At 61.2% G+C, this 19182-nt stretch carries 19 protein-coding genes; all 19 read left to right on the top strand.

Going from position 1 to position 19182, the window contains the following annotated elements; genetic code table 11:
* Positions 1 to 3: 3 nt before the first annotated feature.
* The 19 genes from fliD to fliN all read left to right on the top strand — a co-directional run bounded on the left by fliD (position 4) and on the right by fliN (position 19182).
* Positions 4 to 1407 carry a flagellar filament capping protein FliD gene (gene fliD, locus OZ428_RS24235; protein ID WP_269131566.1) on the top strand — a complete coding sequence of 468 codons (1404 nt, stop codon included), beginning with the start codon at positions 4 to 6 and terminating at the stop codon, positions 1405 to 1407.
* Positions 1408 to 1546: 139 nt separating this feature from the next.
* Positions 1547 to 1948: a flagellar export chaperone FliS gene (fliS, locus tag OZ428_RS24230; protein WP_269131565.1), complete on the top strand. Its 402-nt coding sequence runs from the start codon at positions 1547 to 1549 to the stop codon at positions 1946 to 1948.
* Between the two features lie 41 nt (positions 1949 to 1989).
* A complete protein-coding gene (gene fliT / locus OZ428_RS24225; protein ID WP_028617332.1) occupies positions 1990 to 2286 on the top strand; it encodes a flagellar protein FliT in 297 nt (98 codons plus the stop codon).
* 168 nt (positions 2287 to 2454) lie between these two features.
* Complete coding sequence (locus OZ428_RS24220; RefSeq protein WP_269131564.1) at positions 2455 to 3930, top strand: sigma-54 dependent transcriptional regulator; 1476 nt, start codon at positions 2455 to 2457, stop codon at positions 3928 to 3930.
* Positions 3931 to 4040: 110 nt separating this feature from the next.
* Positions 4041 to 5252: a sensor histidine kinase gene (locus tag OZ428_RS24215; protein ID WP_061449498.1), complete on the top strand. Its 1212-nt coding sequence runs from the start codon at positions 4041 to 4043 to the stop codon at positions 5250 to 5252.
* 2 nt (positions 5253 to 5254) lie between these two features.
* Entirely contained in the window at positions 5255 to 6631 is a 1377-nt protein-coding gene (locus tag OZ428_RS24210; protein WP_269131563.1) for a sigma-54-dependent transcriptional regulator, read from the top strand.
* A 132-nt stretch (positions 6632 to 6763) separates the two neighbouring features.
* Positions 6764 to 7093 (top strand): flagellar hook-basal body complex protein FliE, encoded by a 330-nt coding sequence (fliE, locus tag OZ428_RS24205; protein ID WP_015885194.1) that lies wholly within the window; start codon positions 6764 to 6766, stop codon positions 7091 to 7093.
* Between the two features lie 16 nt (positions 7094 to 7109).
* On the top strand, positions 7110 to 8888 hold the full coding sequence (gene fliF, locus OZ428_RS24200; protein ID WP_033900752.1) for a flagellar basal-body MS-ring/collar protein FliF: 1779 nt from the start codon (positions 7110 to 7112) through the stop codon (positions 8886 to 8888).
* Positions 8881 to 9900, top strand: a complete 1020-nt coding sequence (gene fliG / locus OZ428_RS24195; protein ID WP_010563975.1) for a flagellar motor switch protein FliG — start codon at positions 8881 to 8883, stop codon at positions 9898 to 9900. The genes fliF and fliG overlap by 8 nt, the downstream gene beginning before the upstream one ends.
* A 10-nt stretch (positions 9901 to 9910) precedes the next feature.
* On the top strand, positions 9911 to 10675 hold the full coding sequence (gene fliH, locus OZ428_RS24190; RefSeq protein WP_269131562.1) for a flagellar assembly protein FliH: 765 nt from the start codon (positions 9911 to 9913) through the stop codon (positions 10673 to 10675).
* On the top strand, positions 10665 to 12023 hold the full coding sequence (gene fliI / locus OZ428_RS24185; RefSeq protein WP_010208746.1) for a flagellar protein export ATPase FliI: 1359 nt from the start codon (positions 10665 to 10667) through the stop codon (positions 12021 to 12023). The genes fliH and fliI overlap by 11 nt, the downstream gene beginning before the upstream one ends.
* Before the next feature lie 3 nt (positions 12024 to 12026).
* Positions 12027 to 12476 (top strand): flagellar export protein FliJ, encoded by a 450-nt coding sequence (fliJ, locus tag OZ428_RS24180; protein WP_016975640.1) that lies wholly within the window; start codon positions 12027 to 12029, stop codon positions 12474 to 12476.
* Positions 12477 to 12541: 65 nt separating this feature from the next.
* Positions 12542 to 12847, top strand: coding sequence for an STAS domain-containing protein (locus OZ428_RS24175; RefSeq protein ID WP_033900756.1), 306 nt, complete (start codon positions 12542 to 12544; stop codon positions 12845 to 12847).
* Positions 12844 to 14562, top strand: coding sequence for an ATP-binding SpoIIE family protein phosphatase (locus OZ428_RS24170; protein WP_269131561.1), 1719 nt, complete (start codon positions 12844 to 12846; stop codon positions 14560 to 14562). Before OZ428_RS24175 ends, OZ428_RS24170 begins: the two co-directional genes overlap by 4 nt.
* A 30-nt stretch (positions 14563 to 14592) precedes the next feature.
* Positions 14593 to 14940: an Hpt domain-containing protein gene (locus tag OZ428_RS24165; protein WP_269131560.1), complete on the top strand. Its 348-nt coding sequence runs from the start codon at positions 14593 to 14595 to the stop codon at positions 14938 to 14940.
* A 747-nt stretch (positions 14941 to 15687) separates the two neighbouring features.
* The gene (locus OZ428_RS24160) at positions 15688 to 17028 is read left to right on the top strand and encodes a flagellar hook-length control protein FliK (protein ID WP_269131559.1); all 1341 of its coding nucleotides are present in this window, start codon (positions 15688 to 15690) and stop codon (positions 17026 to 17028) included.
* Between the two features lie 173 nt (positions 17029 to 17201).
* Positions 17202 to 17702, top strand: coding sequence for a flagellar basal body-associated protein FliL (gene fliL, locus OZ428_RS24155; RefSeq protein WP_033900763.1), 501 nt, complete (start codon positions 17202 to 17204; stop codon positions 17700 to 17702).
* Positions 17703 to 17711: 9 nt separating this feature from the next.
* Positions 17712 to 18680, top strand: coding sequence for a flagellar motor switch protein FliM (gene fliM, locus OZ428_RS24150; protein ID WP_027603859.1), 969 nt, complete (start codon positions 17712 to 17714; stop codon positions 18678 to 18680).
* A gap of 34 nt (positions 18681 to 18714) precedes the next feature.
* The gene (fliN, locus tag OZ428_RS24145) at positions 18715 to 19182 is read left to right on the top strand and encodes a flagellar motor switch protein FliN (RefSeq protein WP_033900765.1); all 468 of its coding nucleotides are present in this window, start codon (positions 18715 to 18717) and stop codon (positions 19180 to 19182) included.

The raw sequence follows: 19182 nt of genomic DNA, 5'->3' as shown, positions 1-19182 counted from the left end.
AAGATGGCGGGTTCAACGGTAAGTGGTATCGGTTCGAATATCGATACGCAAGCGATCGTGAAGTCCTTGGTGGACGCCGAAAAGGTGCCCAAGCAGACGCAGATCAATACCGCGTCCCAGAAGGCGACCACCACGCTGTCTTCGATCGGCAAGATTCAGGCGGCGCTGGACGCCTTCCGCGGCGCGCTGGACAACATGACCGCCAGCTCCAGCTTCACGGGCTTGACCGGCTCATCGTCGGATGAAAAGGTCGCCACGATGACGGCGAGCAACACGGCGTCGAACGGCAGTTTCCGGCTGATCGTCAGCCAGCTGGCCCAGGCGTCCAAGCTGTCAACCAAGAACTTCGCCGGCGGCACGTCGACGGTGGTCAACGCTACCGATAAGCCGACAACTCTGACCATCAGTCAGTCGGGCAAGAACTTCGACGTCAACATCCCGGCCGGCGCGACCTTGCAGCAGGTGCGCGATTCGATCAACACCCAGTTCGGTACCTCTGGCCTGAGTGCCAACATTCAGACTGACTCCAATGGTTCGCGGTTGATCCTCACCTCAACCACCATGGGTACAGGTTCGGATTTGACGCTGTCGGGTACCTCCGGGCTGGATGTAGGTTCCACGGTTGTTGATCCTCCAAAGGATGCGCTTTACAGCATCGATGGCGTTGCGTCGGTTTCCAAGACGAACAATATCGAAGGCGCGCTCAGTGGCGTGAATATCAAGTTGGTGTCGGTTTCCCCGACCAAGACGGTTGGCGACACCAGCCCTACAGCGGAACGCACCGCAACGCTGATCACTGTCAGCACCAACAACACCGCTTTGAAATCCGGCGTCAAGGGCTTCATCGATAGCTACAACGCTTTGATCACGGCGATGAACGCCGAAACCAAGATCACCAAGAATCTGGACGGTAGCACCACCGCGGCGGCGCTCACGGGCGACTCGACCATGCGTTCGCTGCAGGCTGCGATCCGCAATGAATTCAATACGATCTCCGGCACTGGCACTTTCAAGTCCTTGGCTCAATTCGGCGTGAGCACCAGCTCCACGACTGGGTTGCTGACCATGGATGACAAGAAGTGGGATGCAGCGGTTAAAACCAACGCGGCCGACATCAACAGCATGTTTTCCGGCAAGAACGGCATGCTGGCGCGTATGAAGAGCGCGACCGATGACTTCGCCAAGGCAACCACGGGCGTCTTGGCCACGCGTTCTACCTCGCTGTCTGACAGCTTGAAAGACCTGGGCAAGCAGCAGGAAACCTTGAACGAGCGCATGGACCTGCTGACCAAGAGCCTGTCCGACAAATACAACGCCATGGACACCCTGGTCGCCCAATTGCGCCAACAAAGCACCAGCGTCATGACCACGCTCAACGCCTTGAACAACCCTAAAACCAACAGTTGATTCCAACTGACGCAAAAGGCCAGGCAACCTGCCTGGCCTTTTTGTATCGGAGGACGACTGGCGCTAAAGCTTTTTGCGACCCAGTCGACATATTGGTTACTGAAACCCTTTTCGCTGTCGCCTGTCACGAGGTAGAAACATGAATCCCATGAGAGCCCTTCGCCAATACCAGAAGGTCAATTCCCATGCTCAGATCTCCGAAGCCAGCCCTCATCGTCTGGTGCAGATGCTGATGGAAGGCGGCCTCGACCGCATGGCCCAGGCCAAAGGCGCGTTGGCGCGCGGCGACATCGCGACCAAGGGCCTGATGCTCGGCAAGGCAATCGACATCGTGATCGGCCTGCGTGACGGCCTGGATGCGGAAAAGAGTGATAACCCGGCTTACGTCCAGCAGTTGGAAAGTCTGTATGCGTACATGACCAACCGTCTGATGGAAGCAAACCTGCACAACGATGCCGACATGATCGACGAAGTGGCGCGTTTGCTGATTACCGTAAAAGAGGGCTGGGATGCCATCGCAGCGCCGGCTGTCACCGAATAAGGCGCAGCAGAAAAAGGCCTGAAGGCCTTGAGGAATACGTCATGAGTCAAGCATTGCAACGCATTGATGAAACCCGTGAGGCGCTGATGGGCGCGCTGGCGGACCGTAACTGGGACGCCATTGGCGAACTGGACATGGGCTGTCGCGACGTCATCGAGCAGGTGCTCAGTGAAGCGCCGGTCGATGAGGATGCGTTGCGCGAAAAGCTTGAAAGCCTGCTGGCGGTTTATCAGCAGTTGCTTGAGGTGACGACTGGCGAACGCCAGGCGATTTTCGAAGAGATGTCGCAGATCAACCAAGCGAAAAATGCGTCAAAGGTTTACCATCTGTTCGGCTGAACTGGCTCAGTTAATCCGAACGCGCGTCATAAATTTGACTGCGCGCGATTTTTTGACTTAACTAGTGCTGTTTTCAGAATTCAGACGGCTGCAGGCAGAAAAAGCCTACAGCTATCTAGATTGCCCCGACTCGAGGGCATTTGAGTTAACTAGGGAAGTTGCTATTGCATGTGGCGTGAAACCAAAATTCTGCTGATTGATGACGATAGCGTCCGCCGCCGCGATTTAGCGGTGATTTTGAATTTTCTTGGCGAAGAAAATCTGCCCTGCGGCAGCCATGATTGGCAGCAGGCGGTCAGCTCATTGTCATCGAGCCGTGAAGTCATTTGTGTGCTGATCGGGACGGTAAACGCTCCTGGCGCTGTTTTGGGCTTGTTAAAGACACTGTCAACCTGGGATGAGTTCCTTCCCGTGTTGCTAATGGGCGATATTTCTTCCGTCGACCTGCCCGAAGACCAGCGCCGGCGGGTGCTTTCCACCCTGGAAATGCCCCCCAGCTACAGCAAATTGCTCGACTCCCTGCACCGTGCCCAGGTCTACCGCGAGATGTACGACCAGGCCCGCGAGCGCGGTCGCCATCGCGAACCCAACCTGTTCCGCAGCCTGGTGGGCACTAGCCGTGCCATCCAGCACGTGCGCCAGATGATGCAGCAAGTGGCCGACACCGACGCCAGCGTGCTGATCCTCGGCGAGTCTGGCACCGGCAAGGAAGTGGTCGCGCGCAACCTGCACTATCACTCCAAGCGCCGCGACGGGCCATTTGTGCCGGTCAACTGCGGGGCGATCCCGGCGGAGCTGCTTGAAAGCGAACTGTTCGGCCACGAGAAGGGCGCCTTTACCGGTGCGATCACCAGCCGTGCCGGGCGTTTCGAGTTGGCCAACGGTGGCACGCTGTTCCTTGACGAAATCGGCGACATGCCGCTGCCGATGCAGGTCAAGCTGCTGCGTGTACTGCAGGAACGCACCTTCGAGCGCGTGGGCAGCAACAAGACCCAGAGCGTCGACGTGCGCATCATTGCGGCCACCCACAAGAACCTCGAAAGCATGATCGAGGTCGGCAGTTTCCGTGAAGACCTGTACTACCGCCTCAACGTATTCCCGATCGAGATGGCCCCGCTGCGCGAGCGCGTGGAAGCCATCCCGCTGCTGATGAACGAACTGATCTCGCGCATGGAGCACGAAAAGCGCGGCTCTATCCGTTTCAACTCTGCCGCGATCATGTCCCTGTGCCGCCACGGCTGGCCGGGCAACGTGCGCGAGCTGGCCAACCTGGTGGAGCGCATGGCGATCATGCACCCCTACGGTGTGATCGGCGTGGTCGAGTTGCCGAAGAAATTCCGCTACGTCGACGACGAAGACGAGCAGCTGGTCGACAGCCTGCGCAGCGACATGGAAGAACGGGTAGCCATCAACGGCCATACCCCGGACTTCGGTTCCACTGCCATGCTGCCGCCCGAAGGGCTGGACTTGAAGGACTACCTCGGCAACCTGGAACAAGGCCTGATCCAACAGGCCCTGGACGACGCCAACGGCATCGTCGCCCGTGCCGCCGAGCGCCTGCGCATTCGCCGAACCACCCTGGTGGAGAAGATGCGCAAGTACGGTATGAGCCGCAAAGAAGGTGATGAACAGGCGGATGATTGACGCCTGTTTTTCAACTGACTGAAAAATAAGCCTATTTTTTTAGGCACGGGTATTGCTACAGCCCTCGCAACGTTCCGTTTAACTGACGGTCAGCCAAGCGAGAGAGCATGATGCCCCACGCCGCCCAACATTCTTCCAGTCCTGCCATTGCGGGGCTGGTTCCTTCTGTAGAACAGCAAAGTCGCCAGGGCCTGGAACAGGCCTTTTCGCTGTTCAACCAGATGTCCAGCCAATTGACCGATTCCTACAGCCTGCTTGAAGCCCGGGTGTCCGAGCTTAAAGGCGAGTTGGCGGTGGTCAGCGCACAGCGCATGGAAGAGCTGGCCGAGAAAGAGCGCCTGGCCAACCGTCTGCAAAACCTGCTGTCACTGCTGCCCGGCGGTGTGATCGTCATCGACGAAGAAGGCCGTGTGCGCGAAGCCAACCCGGCTGCCTGCGACATGCTTGGGCTGCCGCTGGAAGGCGAGCTGTGGCGGCATGTCATCACTCGCTGCTTTGCGCCGCGTGAAGATGACGGTCACGAAATTTCCCTGAAAGACGGCCGCCGTTTGTCCATCGCCACCCGTTCCCTGGACGCGGAGCCGGGTCAACTGGTGCTGCTCAACGACCTGACTGAAACCCGTCACCTGCAAGACCAGTTGGCGCGGCATGAGCGTTTGTCGTCCCTGGGGCGCATGGTCGCTTCTTTGGCGCATCAGATCCGCACGCCGCTGTCGGCTGCCTTGATCTACGCCAGTCATTTGACTGATGAGCAATTGCCCGCCGCCACCCATCAACGGTTTGCCGGTCGCCTCAAGGAGCGTCTGCATGAGTTGGAGCACCAGGTGCGCGACATGCTGGTGTTTGCCCGTGGCGAATTGCCGCTCACCGACCGCATCACGCCGTCCGCGTTGATGCAGGCCCTGCAAGCGGCGGCTGCCACCCATATTCAGGACGTCCAGGTGCGCTGGCAGTGCGACAGCCATCTCGGTGAGTTGCTGTGCAACCGCGACACGCTGGTGGGGTCGCTGCTCAACCTGATCGAAAACGCCACCCAGGCCAGCGGCCCCGGCGCACGGCTCAAGGTGCACCTGTACAACCGCGGGCAAAACCTGCGCCTGTGCATCAGCGACAGCGGCAGTGGTATCGAGCCCGCTGTGTTGCAGCGCCTGGGCGAACCGTTTTTCACCACCAAGACCAACGGTACGGGCCTGGGCCTGACCGTGGTCAAGGCAGTGGCACGTGCCCATCAGGGAGAATTGCAACTGCATTCCCGCGTTGGGCGTGGCACTTGTGCATTGATGACCTTGCCGCTGTTTTCCAGCGCGGCAAGCGCGGAGTAGTTATGGCTATCAAGGTTCTGTTGGTGGAAGACGATCGCGCCCTGCGTGAAGCATTGGCTGACACGCTGCTGTTGGCGGGCCATGGCTACCGGGCGGTCGGTTCTGCCGAGGACGCCTTGGAGGCGGTGGAGCAGGAGTCCTTCAGCCTGGTGGTCAGTGATGTGAATATGCCAGGCATGGACGGTCATCAATTGCTCGGTCTGCTGCGTGCGCGTCAGCCGCAGTTGCCGGTGCTGCTGATGACCGCCCACGGCGCCGTCGAGCGTGCGGTCGACGCCATGCGCCAGGGCGCGGCGGATTACCTGGTCAAACCCTTCGAACCCAAGGCCCTGATCGAACTCGTTGCGCGGCATGCCCTGGGCGTGATCTTGGCCAGTGAAGGCGAAGGCCCGATTGCCTTTGAACCGGCCAGCGCACAATTGCTGGAGCTGGCGGCCCGCGTGGCGCGCAGCGATTCCACGGTGTTGATTTCCGGCGAGTCCGGCACGGGCAAAGAGGTGCTGGCACGTTACATCCACCAGCAATCGACCCGCGCCAAGCAGCCGTTTATCGCGATCAACTGCGCGGCGATTCCCGACAACATGCTCGAAGCGACGCTGTTCGGTCACGAAAAGGGTTCGTTCACCGGCGCCATCGCGGCCCAGGCAGGCAAGTTCGAACAGGCCGACGGCGGCACCATCCTGCTCGATGAGATTTCGGAAATGCCCCTGGGCCTGCAAGCCAAGTTGCTGCGGGTGCTGCAGGAGCGTGAGGTTGAGCGCGTCGGCGCGCGTAAGCCGATCCAGTTGGATATCCGTGTGGTCGCCACCACCAACCGCGACCTGGCGGGCGAAGTGGCGGCGGGGCGTTTCCGTGAAGACCTGTTCTACCGGCTCTCGGTGTTCCCGCTGGCCTGGCGCCCGTTGCGCGAACGCCCGGCAGACATCATTCCGCTGGCCGAGCGCCTGCTGAACAACCACGTCAAAAAAATGAAGCATGCCCAGGCGCGCCTGTCGGCCGAGGCCCAAGCCTGCCTGATCGCCTATCCATGGCCGGGCAACGTGCGTGAACTGGATAACGCGATCCAGCGCGCGTTGATCCTGCAGCAGGGCGGGTTGATCCAGCCCCAGGATTTCTGCCTGGCCATGGGCAGTGGTGTCGCACCGCTGCCGACCCTGGCGCCGGCGCCCGTGGTGGTCGAAACCGAGACCGCTGGCGCCTTGGGCGATGACCTGCGTCGCCGTGAATTCCAGATGATCATCGACACCCTGCGCGCCGAGCGCGGCCGTCGCAAAGAGGCTGCTGAACGTCTGGGCATCAGCCCGCGCACCTTGCGCTACAAGCTGGCGCAGATGCGCGATGCCGGGATGGATGTGGAAGCGTATCTATTCGCCACATAACCGGTAACAAGGTCGACAAGGTTTGTCGCCTTTTCTTACGAGTTGAACCAGAGCTGGCACCCTTGTTGCTACCTCCCTTAGTAATTGCGGCGTAGCGTCAAAAAACATGCGGGTTGTCGGAGAGAGAAGTTCATGAGCCAGGGTATTGAGTTCAATCGGTTGATGTTGGATATGCGCTCCATGCAAATGGATGCCATGGCTCAACCGAAATCCGTCGCGCCAGCGCCGGAATTGGGCCAAAGCAGCTTCGCCGATATGCTCGGCCAGGCCATCAACAAAGTCAGTGACACCCAGCAAGCCTCGAGCCAGTTGGCCAACGCCTTTGAAATTGGCAAAAGCGGTGTGGACCTCACCGATGTGATGGTCGCCTCGCAAAAGGCCAGCGTTTCCTTCCAGGCCCTGACCCAAGTGCGTAACAAGCTGGTTCAGGCCTACCAAGACATCATGCAGATGCCGGTTTAAGGACGAGATTTAAGTCATGGCAGAAGCAGTCGTGGACAACGCACCCGCCAAGGCAGACGGCAAGCCGCCGCTGTTTGGCCTGTCGTTCCTGGAAAACCTCTCCGAAATGACCATGCTGCGTCAGGTGGGCCTGATGGTCGGCCTGGCAGCGAGCGTGGCGATTGGTTTTGCCGTGGTGTTGTGGTCGCAGCAACCTGATTACCGGCCGCTGTACGGCAGCCTGGCGGGCATGGATTCCAAGCAGATCATGGAAACCCTGGCCGCCGCCGACATCGCCTACACCGTGGAGCCCAACTCCGGTGCCCTGCTGGTCAAGGCCGACGATGTGGCCCGTGCGCGCATGAAACTCGCCGCCGCCGGCGTGACTCCGTCCGACAGCAACATCGGTTTCGAGATCCTCGACAAGGACCAGGGCCTGGGGACTTCCCAGTTCATGGAAGCCACCCGCTACCGTCGTGGCCTGGAAGGCGAACTGGCGCGCACCATCTCCAGCCTGAACAACGTCAAGGGTGCCCGCGTGCACCTGGCCATTCCGAAAAGCTCGGTATTTGTGCGCGACGAGCGCAAGCCAAGTGCTTCGGTCTTGGTTGAGCTGTTTGCCGGCCGCTCCCTGGAGCCCGGCCAGGTCCTGGCGATCGTCAACCTGGTCGCCACCAGCGTGCCCGAACTGAGCAAATCCCAGATCACCGTGGTGGACCAGAAGGGCAACCTGCTGTCCGACCAGGGCGAAAACTCCGCGCTGACTCAAGCCGGCAAGCAGTTTGACTACAGCCGCCGCGTCGAAAGCATGCTCACCCAGCGGGTGCACAACATCCTGCAACCGGTGTTGGGCAACGACCGCTACAAGGCTGAAGTGTCCGCCGATGTGGACTTCAGCGCGGTCGAGTCGACCTCCGAGCAATTCAACCCGGACCAGCCTGCTTTGCGCAGCGAGCAGTCCACCAGCGAACAACGCACCGCCGCCAATGGCCCGCCGCAAGGTGTGCCGGGTGCCCTGAGCAACCAGCCGCCAGCCCCGGCCTCTGCGCCGCAAACCACCGGTGGCACCGCTGCCAGCGCTGGCGCGATCCAGCCAGGCCAGCCATTGTTGGACGCCAACGGCCAGCAGATCATGGACCCGGCCACCGGCCAGCCGATGCTCGCCCCGTACCCGGCGGACAAACGTAACCAGTCCACCAAGAACTTTGAGCTCGACCGTTCCATCAGCCACACCAAGCAACAACAGGGCCGCGTCAATCGCCTGTCGGTGTCGGTGGTGGTGGATGACCAGGTCAAGGTCAATGCCGCCGATGGCGCCGTTACCCGTGCCCCCTGGACCGCCGACGAATTGGCGCGCTTCACTCGCCTGGTGCAGGACGCCGTGGGTTTTGACGCCAGCCGGGGTGACAGTGTCAGCGTGATCAACATGCCGTTCTCCGCCGAGCGTGGCGAAGTGATCGCTGAACCGTCGTTCTACTCGCAGCCGTGGTTCTGGGACATCGTTAAGCAAGTGCTGGGTGTGTTGTTCATCCTGGTGCTGGTGTTCGGTGTGCTGCGTCCGGTGCTCAACAACATCACCGGCAACGGCAAGAAACAGCTGGCCCTGGCCGGTGGCGACGTGGAATTGGGTGGCATGGGCGGCCTCGACGGCGAACTGGCCAACGACCGCGTCAGCCTTGGCGGCCCGCAAAGCATCCTGTTGCCAAGCCCGAGCGAGGGTTACGACGCTCAGCTGAACGCAATCAAGAGTCTGGTGGCAGAAGACCCGGGCCGTGTGGCCCAGGTCGTGAAAGAGTGGATCAACGCAGATGAGTGATAATCGAGCCGCTGTTGCCAAGCTCACCAAGGTCGACAAAGCCGCAGTCCTGCTGCTGTCCCTGGGTGAAACCGACGCCGCCCAAGTGCTGCGCCACATGGGCCCCAAAGAGGTTCAGCGCGTCGGCGTGGCCATGGCGCAGATGCGCAATGTGCACCGCGAGCAAGTCGAGCAGGTGATGAGCGAGTTCGTCGAGATCGTCGGCGACCAGACCAGCCTGGGCGTCGGCTCCGACAGCTACATCCGCAAGATGCTCACCTCGGCCCTGGGCGAAGACAAGGCCAACGGCCTGATCGACCGCATCCTGCTCGGTGGCAACACCAGCGGCCTCGACAGCCTGAAATGGATGGAGCCGCGCGCCGTAGCCGACGTGATCCGCTACGAGCACCCGCAGATCCAGGCGATCGTGGTGGCCTACCTCGACCCGGACCAGGCCGGTGAAGTGCTCGGCCACTTCGACCATAAAGTGCGCCTGGACATCATCCTGCGTGTGTCGTCGCTGAACACCGTGCAACCGGCGGCCCTGAAAGAACTCAACACGATTCTGGAGAAGCAGTTCTCCGGCAACTCGAATGCCTCGCGTACCACCCTGGGCGGTATCAAGCGTGCGGCCGACATCATGAACTTCCTCGACAGCTCGGTCGAAGGCCAGTTGATGGACTCGATCCGCGAGATCGACGACACCCTGTCCGGCCAGATCGAAGACCTCATGTTCGTGTTCAACAACCTTTCCGATGTCGACGACCGTGGCATCCAGGCGTTGCTGCGCGAAGTGTCCTCCGATGTGCTGGTGCTGGCCCTCAAGGGATCGGACGAAGGCGTCAAGGAAAAGATCTTCAAGAACATGTCCAAGCGCGCCTCGGAACTGTTGCGCGACGACCTGGAAGCCAAAGGCCCGGTACGCGTCAGCGACGTGGAAACCGCGCAGAAAGAAATCCTTACCATTGCCCGCCGTATGGCCGAAGCCGGAGAAATCGTTCTCGGCGGGAAGGGCGGCGAAGAAATGATCTAAGGCGCCTCTCATGTCGAACAAAGATGAGGCGCCCAGCGATCTGATTCGCGCACGGGACGTCGGTGGGTTCGACATCTGGTCGTTGCCCAGCTTCGATCCGCATGTGCCCGAGCCCGAGCCTGAACCGGTTGAAGAGCCACCGGCGGAAATGGAAGAAGTGCCGCTGGATGAAGTCCAGCCACTGACCCTGGAAGAATTGGAAGCCATCCGCCAGGAGGCCTACAACGAGGGCTTCGCGGCAGGTGAAAAAGATGGTTTTCGCAGCACCACCCTCAAGGTCCGCCAGGAAGCCGAGGAGGCGCTGAGCGTCAAGTTGGCCAGCCTGGAACGCTTGATGGGCGGGCTGTTCGATCCCATCGCCGAGCAGGATGCGCAGATCGAAAAAGCCATGGTCGAGCTGGTGCAGCACATCGCCCGCCAGGTGATCCAGCGTGAGCTGGTGCTGGACTCCAGCCATATCGAAAGCGTGATGCGCGAAGCCCTCAAGCTGCTGCCTCTGGGCGTCGGCAATGTGCGGCTGTACATCAATCCGCAGGATTTCGAACAGGTCAAAGCCCTGCGCGAGCGCCATGAAGAAACCTGGCGCATCGTCGAGGACGCGTCGCTGCAACCCGGTGGTTGCCGCGTCGAGACCGAACACAGTCGTATTGATGCCACGGTGGAAACCCGCATCAGCCAGATCATGGCCAAGCTGTTGGATCAGGCCCATGAGCAGGTGTTGAACCCTGCCGAGCCTGACCTGAGCGTGGACCTGGACGCCCCTGATGCGCCTTGATCGCACCAGTTTCGCCAAGCGCTTGAGCGGTTATGCCGAAGCCGCCGAGTTGCCTGGCCAGCCGATCCTTGAAGGGCGCCTGTTGCGCATGGTCGGCCTGACCCTCGAAGCCGAAGGCCTGCGCGCCGCCATGGGCAGCCGCTGCATGGTGATCAATGACGATAGCTACCACCCGGTGCAGGTCGAAGCCGAAGTGATGGGCTTTTCCGGCAGCAAGATTTTCTTGATGCCCGTGGGCAGTTTGGCGGGCATTGCCCCCGGCGCCCGCGTGGTGCCCTTGGCCGACACCGGCCGCCTGCCGATGGGCATGAGCATGCTCGGCCGCGTGCTTGACGGCGCCGGTCGCGCGCTGGATGGCAAAGGCGGCATGAAGGCCGAAGACTGGGTGCCGATGGACGGCCCCACCATCAACCCGCTCAACCGTAACCCCATCAGCGTGCCGCTGGACGTGGGCATTCGCAGCATCAACGGATTATTGACGGTCGGCCGTGGCCAGCGTCTGGGCCTGTTTGCCGGTACCGGCGTGGGTAAATCGGTACTGCTGGGCATGATGACGCGCTTTACCGAGGCCGACATCATCGTGGTCGGGCTGATTGGTGAACGGGGCCGCGAGGTAAAGGAATTTATCGAGCACAGCCTGGGTGAAGAAGGCCTCAAGCGCTCGGTTGTCGTCGCGTCCCCGGCGGACGATGCGCCGCTGATGCGCCTGCGCGCCGCCATGTACTGCACGCGCATTGCCGAATATTTCCGTGACAAGGGCAAGAACGTCCTGTTGCTGATGGACTCGCTGACCCGATTCGCCCAGGCCCAGCGGGAGATTGCCCTGGCCATCGGCGAACCGCCGGCCACCAAGGGCTATCCGCCGTCGGTGTTCGCCAAGCTACCCAAACTGGTGGAGCGTGCCGGTAACGCCGAAGCCGGGGGCGGCTCGATCACCGCGTTCTACACCGTGCTGTCCGAAGGCGATGACCAGCAAGACCCGATTGCCGACTCGGCGCGGGGCGTGCTCGACGGTCACATCGTGCTGTCACGGCGCTTGGCTGAAGAGGGGCACTACCCGGCCATCGATATCGAAGCGTCCATCAGCCGGGTAATGCCCGCGGTGGTGACGCCGGAACACATGATCCGTGCGCAACAGTTCAAGCAGTTGTGGTCGCGTTATCAACAGAGCCGCGACCTGATCAGCGTCGGCGCCTACGTGGCGGGCGGCGATCGCGACACCGACCTGGCCATTGCCCTGCAACCGCAGTTGGTGACCTACCTGCGCCAGGGCCTCAACGACAAGATCAGCATGGGCGAAAGCGAAGCGCACCTGCAGTCGATCTTCGCCCCGGCGCCGGGCGGCTAAGCCATGGCCAACAGCCGCGCCGCGCGCCTGGCTCCGGTGGTGGACATGGCCGAAAAGGCCGAGAAAACCGCCGTGCAGCGCCTGGGTTACTTCCAGGGCCAGGTGCGCTTGGCGGAAAGCAAGCTGGGCGACCTCGAGCGATTTCGTGGCGAGTACCAGCAGCAGTGGATCGAGCGGGGCTCCAAAGGTGTCTCGGGCCAGTGGCTGATGGGCTACCAGGGCTTTCTCAATCAACTGGAAACGGCCGTTGGCCAGCAGCGCCAAAGCCTGGCCTGGCACCAGAACAACCTCGATAAAGCCCGCGAAAGCTGGCAAGCGGCGTTTGCCCGGGTTGAAGGCCTGCGCAAACTGGTGCAGCGCTATATCGACGAAGCGCGGGCACTGGAAGATAAGCGCGAGCAGAAGTTGCTCGACGAGCTGTCTCAGCGCATGCCGCGCAAAGACGTCTATTGAAAGTTGCCCACATCTCCTTCTCCTGCTAAACCTTGTGTCATTGCCAATGACAAGGAAGCAGTCGCATGTCAGTCGAGTCAGAAGTATCCCTGGACGGGACGAAGTTGACGATAGCGGTCAAGGGCCGGTTTGATTTCGGCAGCCATCAGGCGTTTCGTGATGCCTACGAGCGTTTCTATAAAGTGCCTGAGTTGTACGTCGTCGACCTGAAAGAGGCCACCTACATGGACAGTTCCGCCCTGGGCATGCTCCTGCTGTTGCGTGACCATGCCGGTGGCGATAATGCTGAAGTTCAGGTGATCAACAGCAACTCAGACGTGCGCAAGATCCTCGCCATCTCCAACTTCGACAAACTGTTCGACATCAGTTGAGCGCCCTGGCCCCGATCATCGAACCGCTGACGATCCTGATCGCCGAAGACAGCGCCGCCGACCTGCTGTTGCTGTCGACCATCATCCGGCGCCAGGGTCATCAGGTGCTCACGGCCACTAACGGCGCTGAGGCAGTCGAAGTGTTTGCCCGTGAGCGCCCGCAACTGGTGTTGATGGACGCGCTGATGCCGGTGATGGATGGCTTTGAAGCGGCACGCCGGATCAAGCAGTTGGCAGGTGAAGAGCTGGTGCCGCTGATTTTTCTCACCTCCCTGCGCGAGAGCGAAGCCCTGGCCCAGTGCCTGGATGCCGGCGGCGATGACTTTCTGCCCAAACCCTACAACCAGCTGATTCTCGCGGCGAAGATCAACGCCATGGACCGCCTGCGCCGGTTGCAGGCCACGGTCCTGCAGCAGCGCGACCTGATCGCCAAGCATCACGACTATCTTCTGCACGAGCAGCGGGTGGCCAAGGCGGTGTTCGATAAGGTCGCGCATTCGGGCTGCATCAATGCCGCGCCGAATATCCGTTACCTGCAATCGCCCTATGCGCTGTTTAACGGTGACTTGCTACTGGCCGCCTACACGCCGTCCGGCGACATGCACGTGCTGCTCGGGGACTTCACCGGCCATGGCCTGCCGGCGGCAGTGGGGGCCATGCCCCTGGCTGAAGTGTTCTACGGCATGACGGCCAAGGGCTACGGCCTGGCGCAGACCCTGCGCGAGATGAACGCCAAGCTCAAGCGTATCTTGCCGGTGGACATGTTCTGCTGCGCCACCCTGTTGTGCCTGAGCACGCAGCGGCGGGTGGTGGAGGTGTGGAACGGCGGCATGCCCGAAGGCTACGTGCATGAAATCGCCAGCGGCAAACGCACGCCGCTGGAATCGCGGCATTTGCCGTTGGGGGTGTTGTCGGCCGAAGCCTTTGATGATCGTACTGAAGTCTGGCCGATGGCCCTGGGCGACCGGGTGTTCCTGTTGTCCGATGGCGTGCTGGATACCGCCGATGCCAACGACCAACTGTTCGGCGCCGAACGTTTGCAGCAGGTGTTTGCCGCCAATTGCGAGCCTGATCGTTTGTTTGAAGAGATCGAACAGGCCCTGGCAGCGTTTCGCGGTGAGGTGCGCGATGACGTGAGCCTGGTGGAAATCACCTTGCAGCCTGGCCAGCCACTGCGTGCCTCCGGGCCGTTGTATGCGGACAGCGGGCAGTCGTGCCCGCTGGATTGGTCGGTGAGCTTCGAGTTTCGCGCCGAAACCTTGAAACGCTACAACCCGTTGCCGTATCTGCTGCAACTGTTGCTGGAAATCCATGGCCTGCGCGAGCAAAGCGGGGCGTTGTACAGCGTGATGGCGGAACTGTATTCGAATGCGCTGGAGCATGGCGTACTGGGCCTGGATTCTCGGCTAAAGCGTGATGCCCTGGGATTTGCCGAGTATTACCGCCAGCGTAATGACCGCCTGGCGCAGCTCGACAGCGGGTATATCCGGGTGCATGTGCAGGTGGTGCCGACTGAGGCGGGCGGGAGGATGACCCTGCGTATCGAAGACAGCGGTCCGGGGTTTGATGTGGACCAGGTGCTGGCGCGGCCGCTGGATATCGACCGTCTGTCTGGCCGGGGCTTGAGCCTGGTCCGTCAGTTGAGCAGCCATGTAGGCTGGTCCGATGGCGGGCGCAGTGTGTGCGTGGAGTTTTGCTGGGGGGCTCTGGCATAATCCGCCGATTCTTGATCAGGGAGCGAGCAAGTGGTTGATCTACATCTGGACCCGCAGGTGCTGTCGGGTTTGCAGGAAGTCATGGAAGGCGAGTATCCGAAGTTGCTGGATACCTTTCTTGATGATTCCCAGAAGCGCGTCGAGGCGTTGCGCAAGGCTAGGGATGATGCGAAGGCGTTGGGGCGGATTGCGCACAGTTTCAAGGGGAGCAGTGGGAACCTTGGGGCGGTGCGGTTGGCGCAGTTGTGTCAGCGGTTGGAGGCTGAGTCTGTTGGGCCTGCGGTTGGGGATCTGGGGGAGTTGGTGGATCAGATTGATCGGGAGTTTGCTTTGGTGAAGCCGTTGTATGAGACGGAGCGGCAGCGGTTTCAGATGTGATTGAGTGCATATCCGTTGCTGCGGTAACGGCTGGTATTGGTTCCGCCCTTACGGCGGGTCACTTTTGGAAAAGAGCCCCAAAAGTAACCAAAAGGGCTCTTGCCCCAACACTCGGCACCTCGCCTAGGCTCGGTGTGCCCTCACTCCGGCTTGAATCCGTGGGCCGCCGCGATGGGCCATCCTTGGCCCAGCGCGGCTAACCCGGCGTCCTGCCGGGTTACCCACGGATTCAAGCCTGCGTTCGGCCAGCGTGTTTGACGGGGCGCCTAAGATCAAAATCAAAAGCGCGGCGGCCTAGTAGCCGACCGGTTTCTGGAAGCCGCTCTCGGTCCAAATGTGGGAGCTGGCTTGCCTGCGAAGGCATCAACTCGGTGTGTCTGATATACCGAGGTGTCTGCATCGCAGGCAAGCCAGCTCCCACAGAAAAGCAGATCTAACTCAGCTCTGGCGCTGGCGCTGGCTCTGGCTCTGTTTTTGATTTTGATCTTAGGCGGCCCCCCAAATCCCTGTCGGATTACGGGCACACCGAGCGTGAGCGAGGTGCCGAGTGTTGGGGCAAGAGCCCTTTGGTTACTTTGGGCTGGGCCGGCATTCCGGCTTTTCCAAAGTGACCCGCCGTAAGGGCGGAACCCATACCAGCCGTTACCCAAAAAACGGATATACACACCAAAACCCAAACCTGGCCCAACTCTTGCTCTACCTCCCAAGACTGCATCCCCGACCCCCATGCAGTGGAGACCTTTACCTATGCCAGTCGCCCCGAATTCGCTCCTTCAGGCTGCCCCCGCGGCCAAGCCTCAAGCGCCCGCCGCCAACCCACCGGCAGTGGCTGCGGACCCACGGGACAAGGGCCCTGGCTTCGCTCAAGTGTTCGCCAACCAGGCTTCCAAACCCACGGTCAAGTCCGACGACAACTCGCCCAAGCCCACCGCCGGCAAGTCCTCCGACGCCAGCGTCAAGCCAGTGGCCAGCAGCGATAAACCTGCCGCCAGCACGCCAGCCGTTGCCGATAGCGGCAAACCCTTGCCTGCCACCCCACCGGCCAAGACCGACGACAGCGCCAGCAAAGATGATGACGCGCCAACCGACCCGACCCTGGTGCAGCAGCCTCCGGCTGACCCGGTGGTCGACCCGGCCCTGATTGCCACCGTCACTCCGATAGCCGTGCCAGTGCCGGTGGAAACCCCGGCGCCTGTCACCACGGCCAAGGATGACAAGGCCCAGCCGGTGGTCGCGGCACCGGTAGCGGCGACCGAGGAAGCCAAGCCAGTCTTCGACCCGGAAGCCGATCCTTTGGACGCCATGCCCGCCGTGCGCCTGGCGATGGAACAGGGCGGTCACGTCTCGGCCAGCAGTCAGGCCCAGGCCAAAACCGCCCCGGCCCCGACCCAGGATCAACCCACCGCCGCCCAGAACTTTGCCGCCGGCCTGGCCAATATGGTCGACCAGCAAGCCACCAAGGACAGCACTGACACGGGCGGCGACAAGGCCTTCGGCGGGCTGATCGAAGACGGCCTCAAGGACCTGAAGAACGCCAGCAGCGACACCCGTGTCGATGACTTCGCCAACCGCCTGGCGGCATTGACCCAGGCCGCCACGCCAAAAACCGCCAACGCCTTGCCGCCGGTGACCAATGCGCCGTTGGCTATGCACCAGAGCGGCTGGACCGATGAAATCGTCAACCGCGTGATGTACCTGTCCAGCGCCAACCTCAAGTCGGCGGAGATCCAGTTGCAGCCAGCCGAGCTCGGTCGCCTGGATATCAAGGTCAACATGACCGCCGACCAGCAAGCCCAGGTCAACTTCATGAGCGCCCACCCGGTGGTGCGTGAAGCGTTGGAAAGCCAGTCCGGCCGCTTGCGCGAGATGTTCGCCCAGCAGGGCATGGGGCAGGTGGATGTGAACGTATCGGACCAGTCCCGTGGCCAGGAGCAACAGCAGCAACAGGCCCAGACCGGTGGCGTGAGCCGCAGCGGTGGACGTGGCGGGGATAACGGCGACAGTGGCAGCCACATTGATGTGGCTGAAACCGTGGCGCCTGTAACCTCAACCGTGATCGGTTCCAGCGCCGTCGATTACTACGCCTGATTTGAACGTTGCGCAGGCCCAAATGTGGGAGCGGGCTTGCTCGCTCCCACAGGGGATCTGTTGCGTGGCAGATATCGGCACACACTTCCAAATCCACCAGACAACTCTGGCATAACACTTGCTCTTGCCTTTCCGTAGATCTATGAATCCCCGAATAGTGACGGATTATTGGCATGGCGAAGAGCGACGACGCAGCAAAAGCACCCGCAGGCAAAGGTAAGCTCAAGCTTATCCTGTTGATAGTCCTAGGCCTGCTCCTGGCCATCGGCGCCTCGGTCGGCGGCACCTGGTACATCATGCACAGCAGTGCCAGCAAGCCGGCACCTGCCGCCGAAACCGCCAGTAACGTCAAGCAACCGGCAATCTTCGAGCCGATGCTTCCGGCCTTTGTCGCCAACTTCAATCAGAACGGTCGCCAACGCTACCTGCAGGTGAGCATCACCTTGCTGGCGCGTAATGCCTCGGACCTGGACGCCCTCAAGGTGCACATGCCGGTGATCCGTAACAACCTGGTGATGCTGTTCTCCAGCCAGAGCTTCGACACACTTGCCACCCCGGTGGGCCAGGAAATGCTGCGCCAGAAGGTCACCGCCAGCGTGCAGGAAGTGGCCCAGAAGGAACTCGGCAAAGTCGTGGTCGAGCAGGCGCTCTTCACTAACTTCGTATTGCAGTAGGATCACGACATGGCCGTGCAAGACCTGCTGTCCCAGGATGAGATCGACGCGCTGCTGCATGGCGTCGACGATGGTCTGGTACAGACCGAAATGGCTGCCGAGCCCGGCAGCGTCAAAAGTTATGACCTCACCAGCCAGGATCGCATCGTCCGTGGACGCATGCCGACCCTGGAGATGATCAACGAACGTTTCGCCCGCTACACCCGCATCAGCATGTTCAACATGCTGCGCCGCTCGGCGGACGTGGCGGTGGGCGGCGTGCAGGTGATGAAGTTCGGTGAATACGTGCACTCGCTGTACGTGCCCACCAGCCTCAACCTGGTCAAGATCAAGCCGTTGCGCGGCACCGCGCTGTTCATCCTGGATGCCAAGCTGGTGTTCAAACTGGTGGACAACTTCTTCGGCGGCGACGGCCGTCACGCCAAGATCGAAGGCCGTGAGTTCACCCCGACCGAATTGCGGGTGGTGCGCATGGTGTTGGAGCAGGCCTTCATCGACTTGAAGGAAGCCTGGCAGGCGATCATGGAAGTCAATTTCGAGTACATCAACTCGGAAGTGAACCCGGCCATGGCCAACATCGTCGGCCCCAGCGAAGCCATTGTGGTCTCCACCTTCCACATCGAACTTGATGGCGGTGGCGGCGACCTGCACGTGACCATGCCGTACTCGATGATCGAGCCGGTGCGCGAGATGCTCGACGCTGGCTTCCAGTCCGACCTGGACGACCAGGACGAGCGTTGGGTCAAGGCTCTGCGCGAAGACTTGCTGGACGTCGACGTTCCACTGAGCGCCACCGTGGCCCGTCGCCAGTTGCGCCTGCGCGATATTTTGCACATGCAGCCGGGGGACATCATCCCCGTCGAATTGCCGGACGAAATGATCATGCGCGCCAACGGCGTGCCGTCATTCAAGGTCAAGCTTGGTTCCCATAAGGGCAACTTGGCTCTTCAAGTGGTCGAACCGATCAATCGTCGCTGATCAACACTAATTTCTGCTCCGCCGAGGACATGTAATGGCTACCGAACACGAAAACACTTCCGCCGAAGACCAGGCCCTGGCTGACGAATGGGCGGCTGCCCTGGAAGAAACCGGCGATGTCGGCCAGGACGATATCGATGCGCTGCTGGCCGCTGATGCCGCCACCGCGCCGGCCGGCAACCGCCTGCCGATGGAAGAATTCGGCAGCGTGCCGAAGAACAACGACCCGGTGACCCTCGATGGCCCGAACCTGGACGTGATCCTCGACATTCCGGTGTCGATCTCCATGGAAGTCGGCAGCACCGAAATCAACATCCGCAACCTGCTGCAACTCAACCAGGGTTCGGTGATCGAGCTGGACCGCCTGGCCGGCGAGCCGCTGGACGTGCTGGTCAATGGCACCCTGATTGCCCACGGCGAAGTGGTGGTGGTCAACGAGAAGTTCGGCATCCGCCTGACCGACGTGATCAGCCCGAGCGAACGCATCAAGAAGTTGCGCTGA

This window comes from Pseudomonas sp. GXZC, assembly GCF_026967615.1.
GTDB lineage: Bacteria > Pseudomonadota > Gammaproteobacteria > Pseudomonadales > Pseudomonadaceae > Aquipseudomonas > Aquipseudomonas azotoformans_A.
The sequence above is the reverse complement of the archived record's forward strand: the minus strand, read 5'-3'. Positions and strand labels throughout refer to the sequence as shown.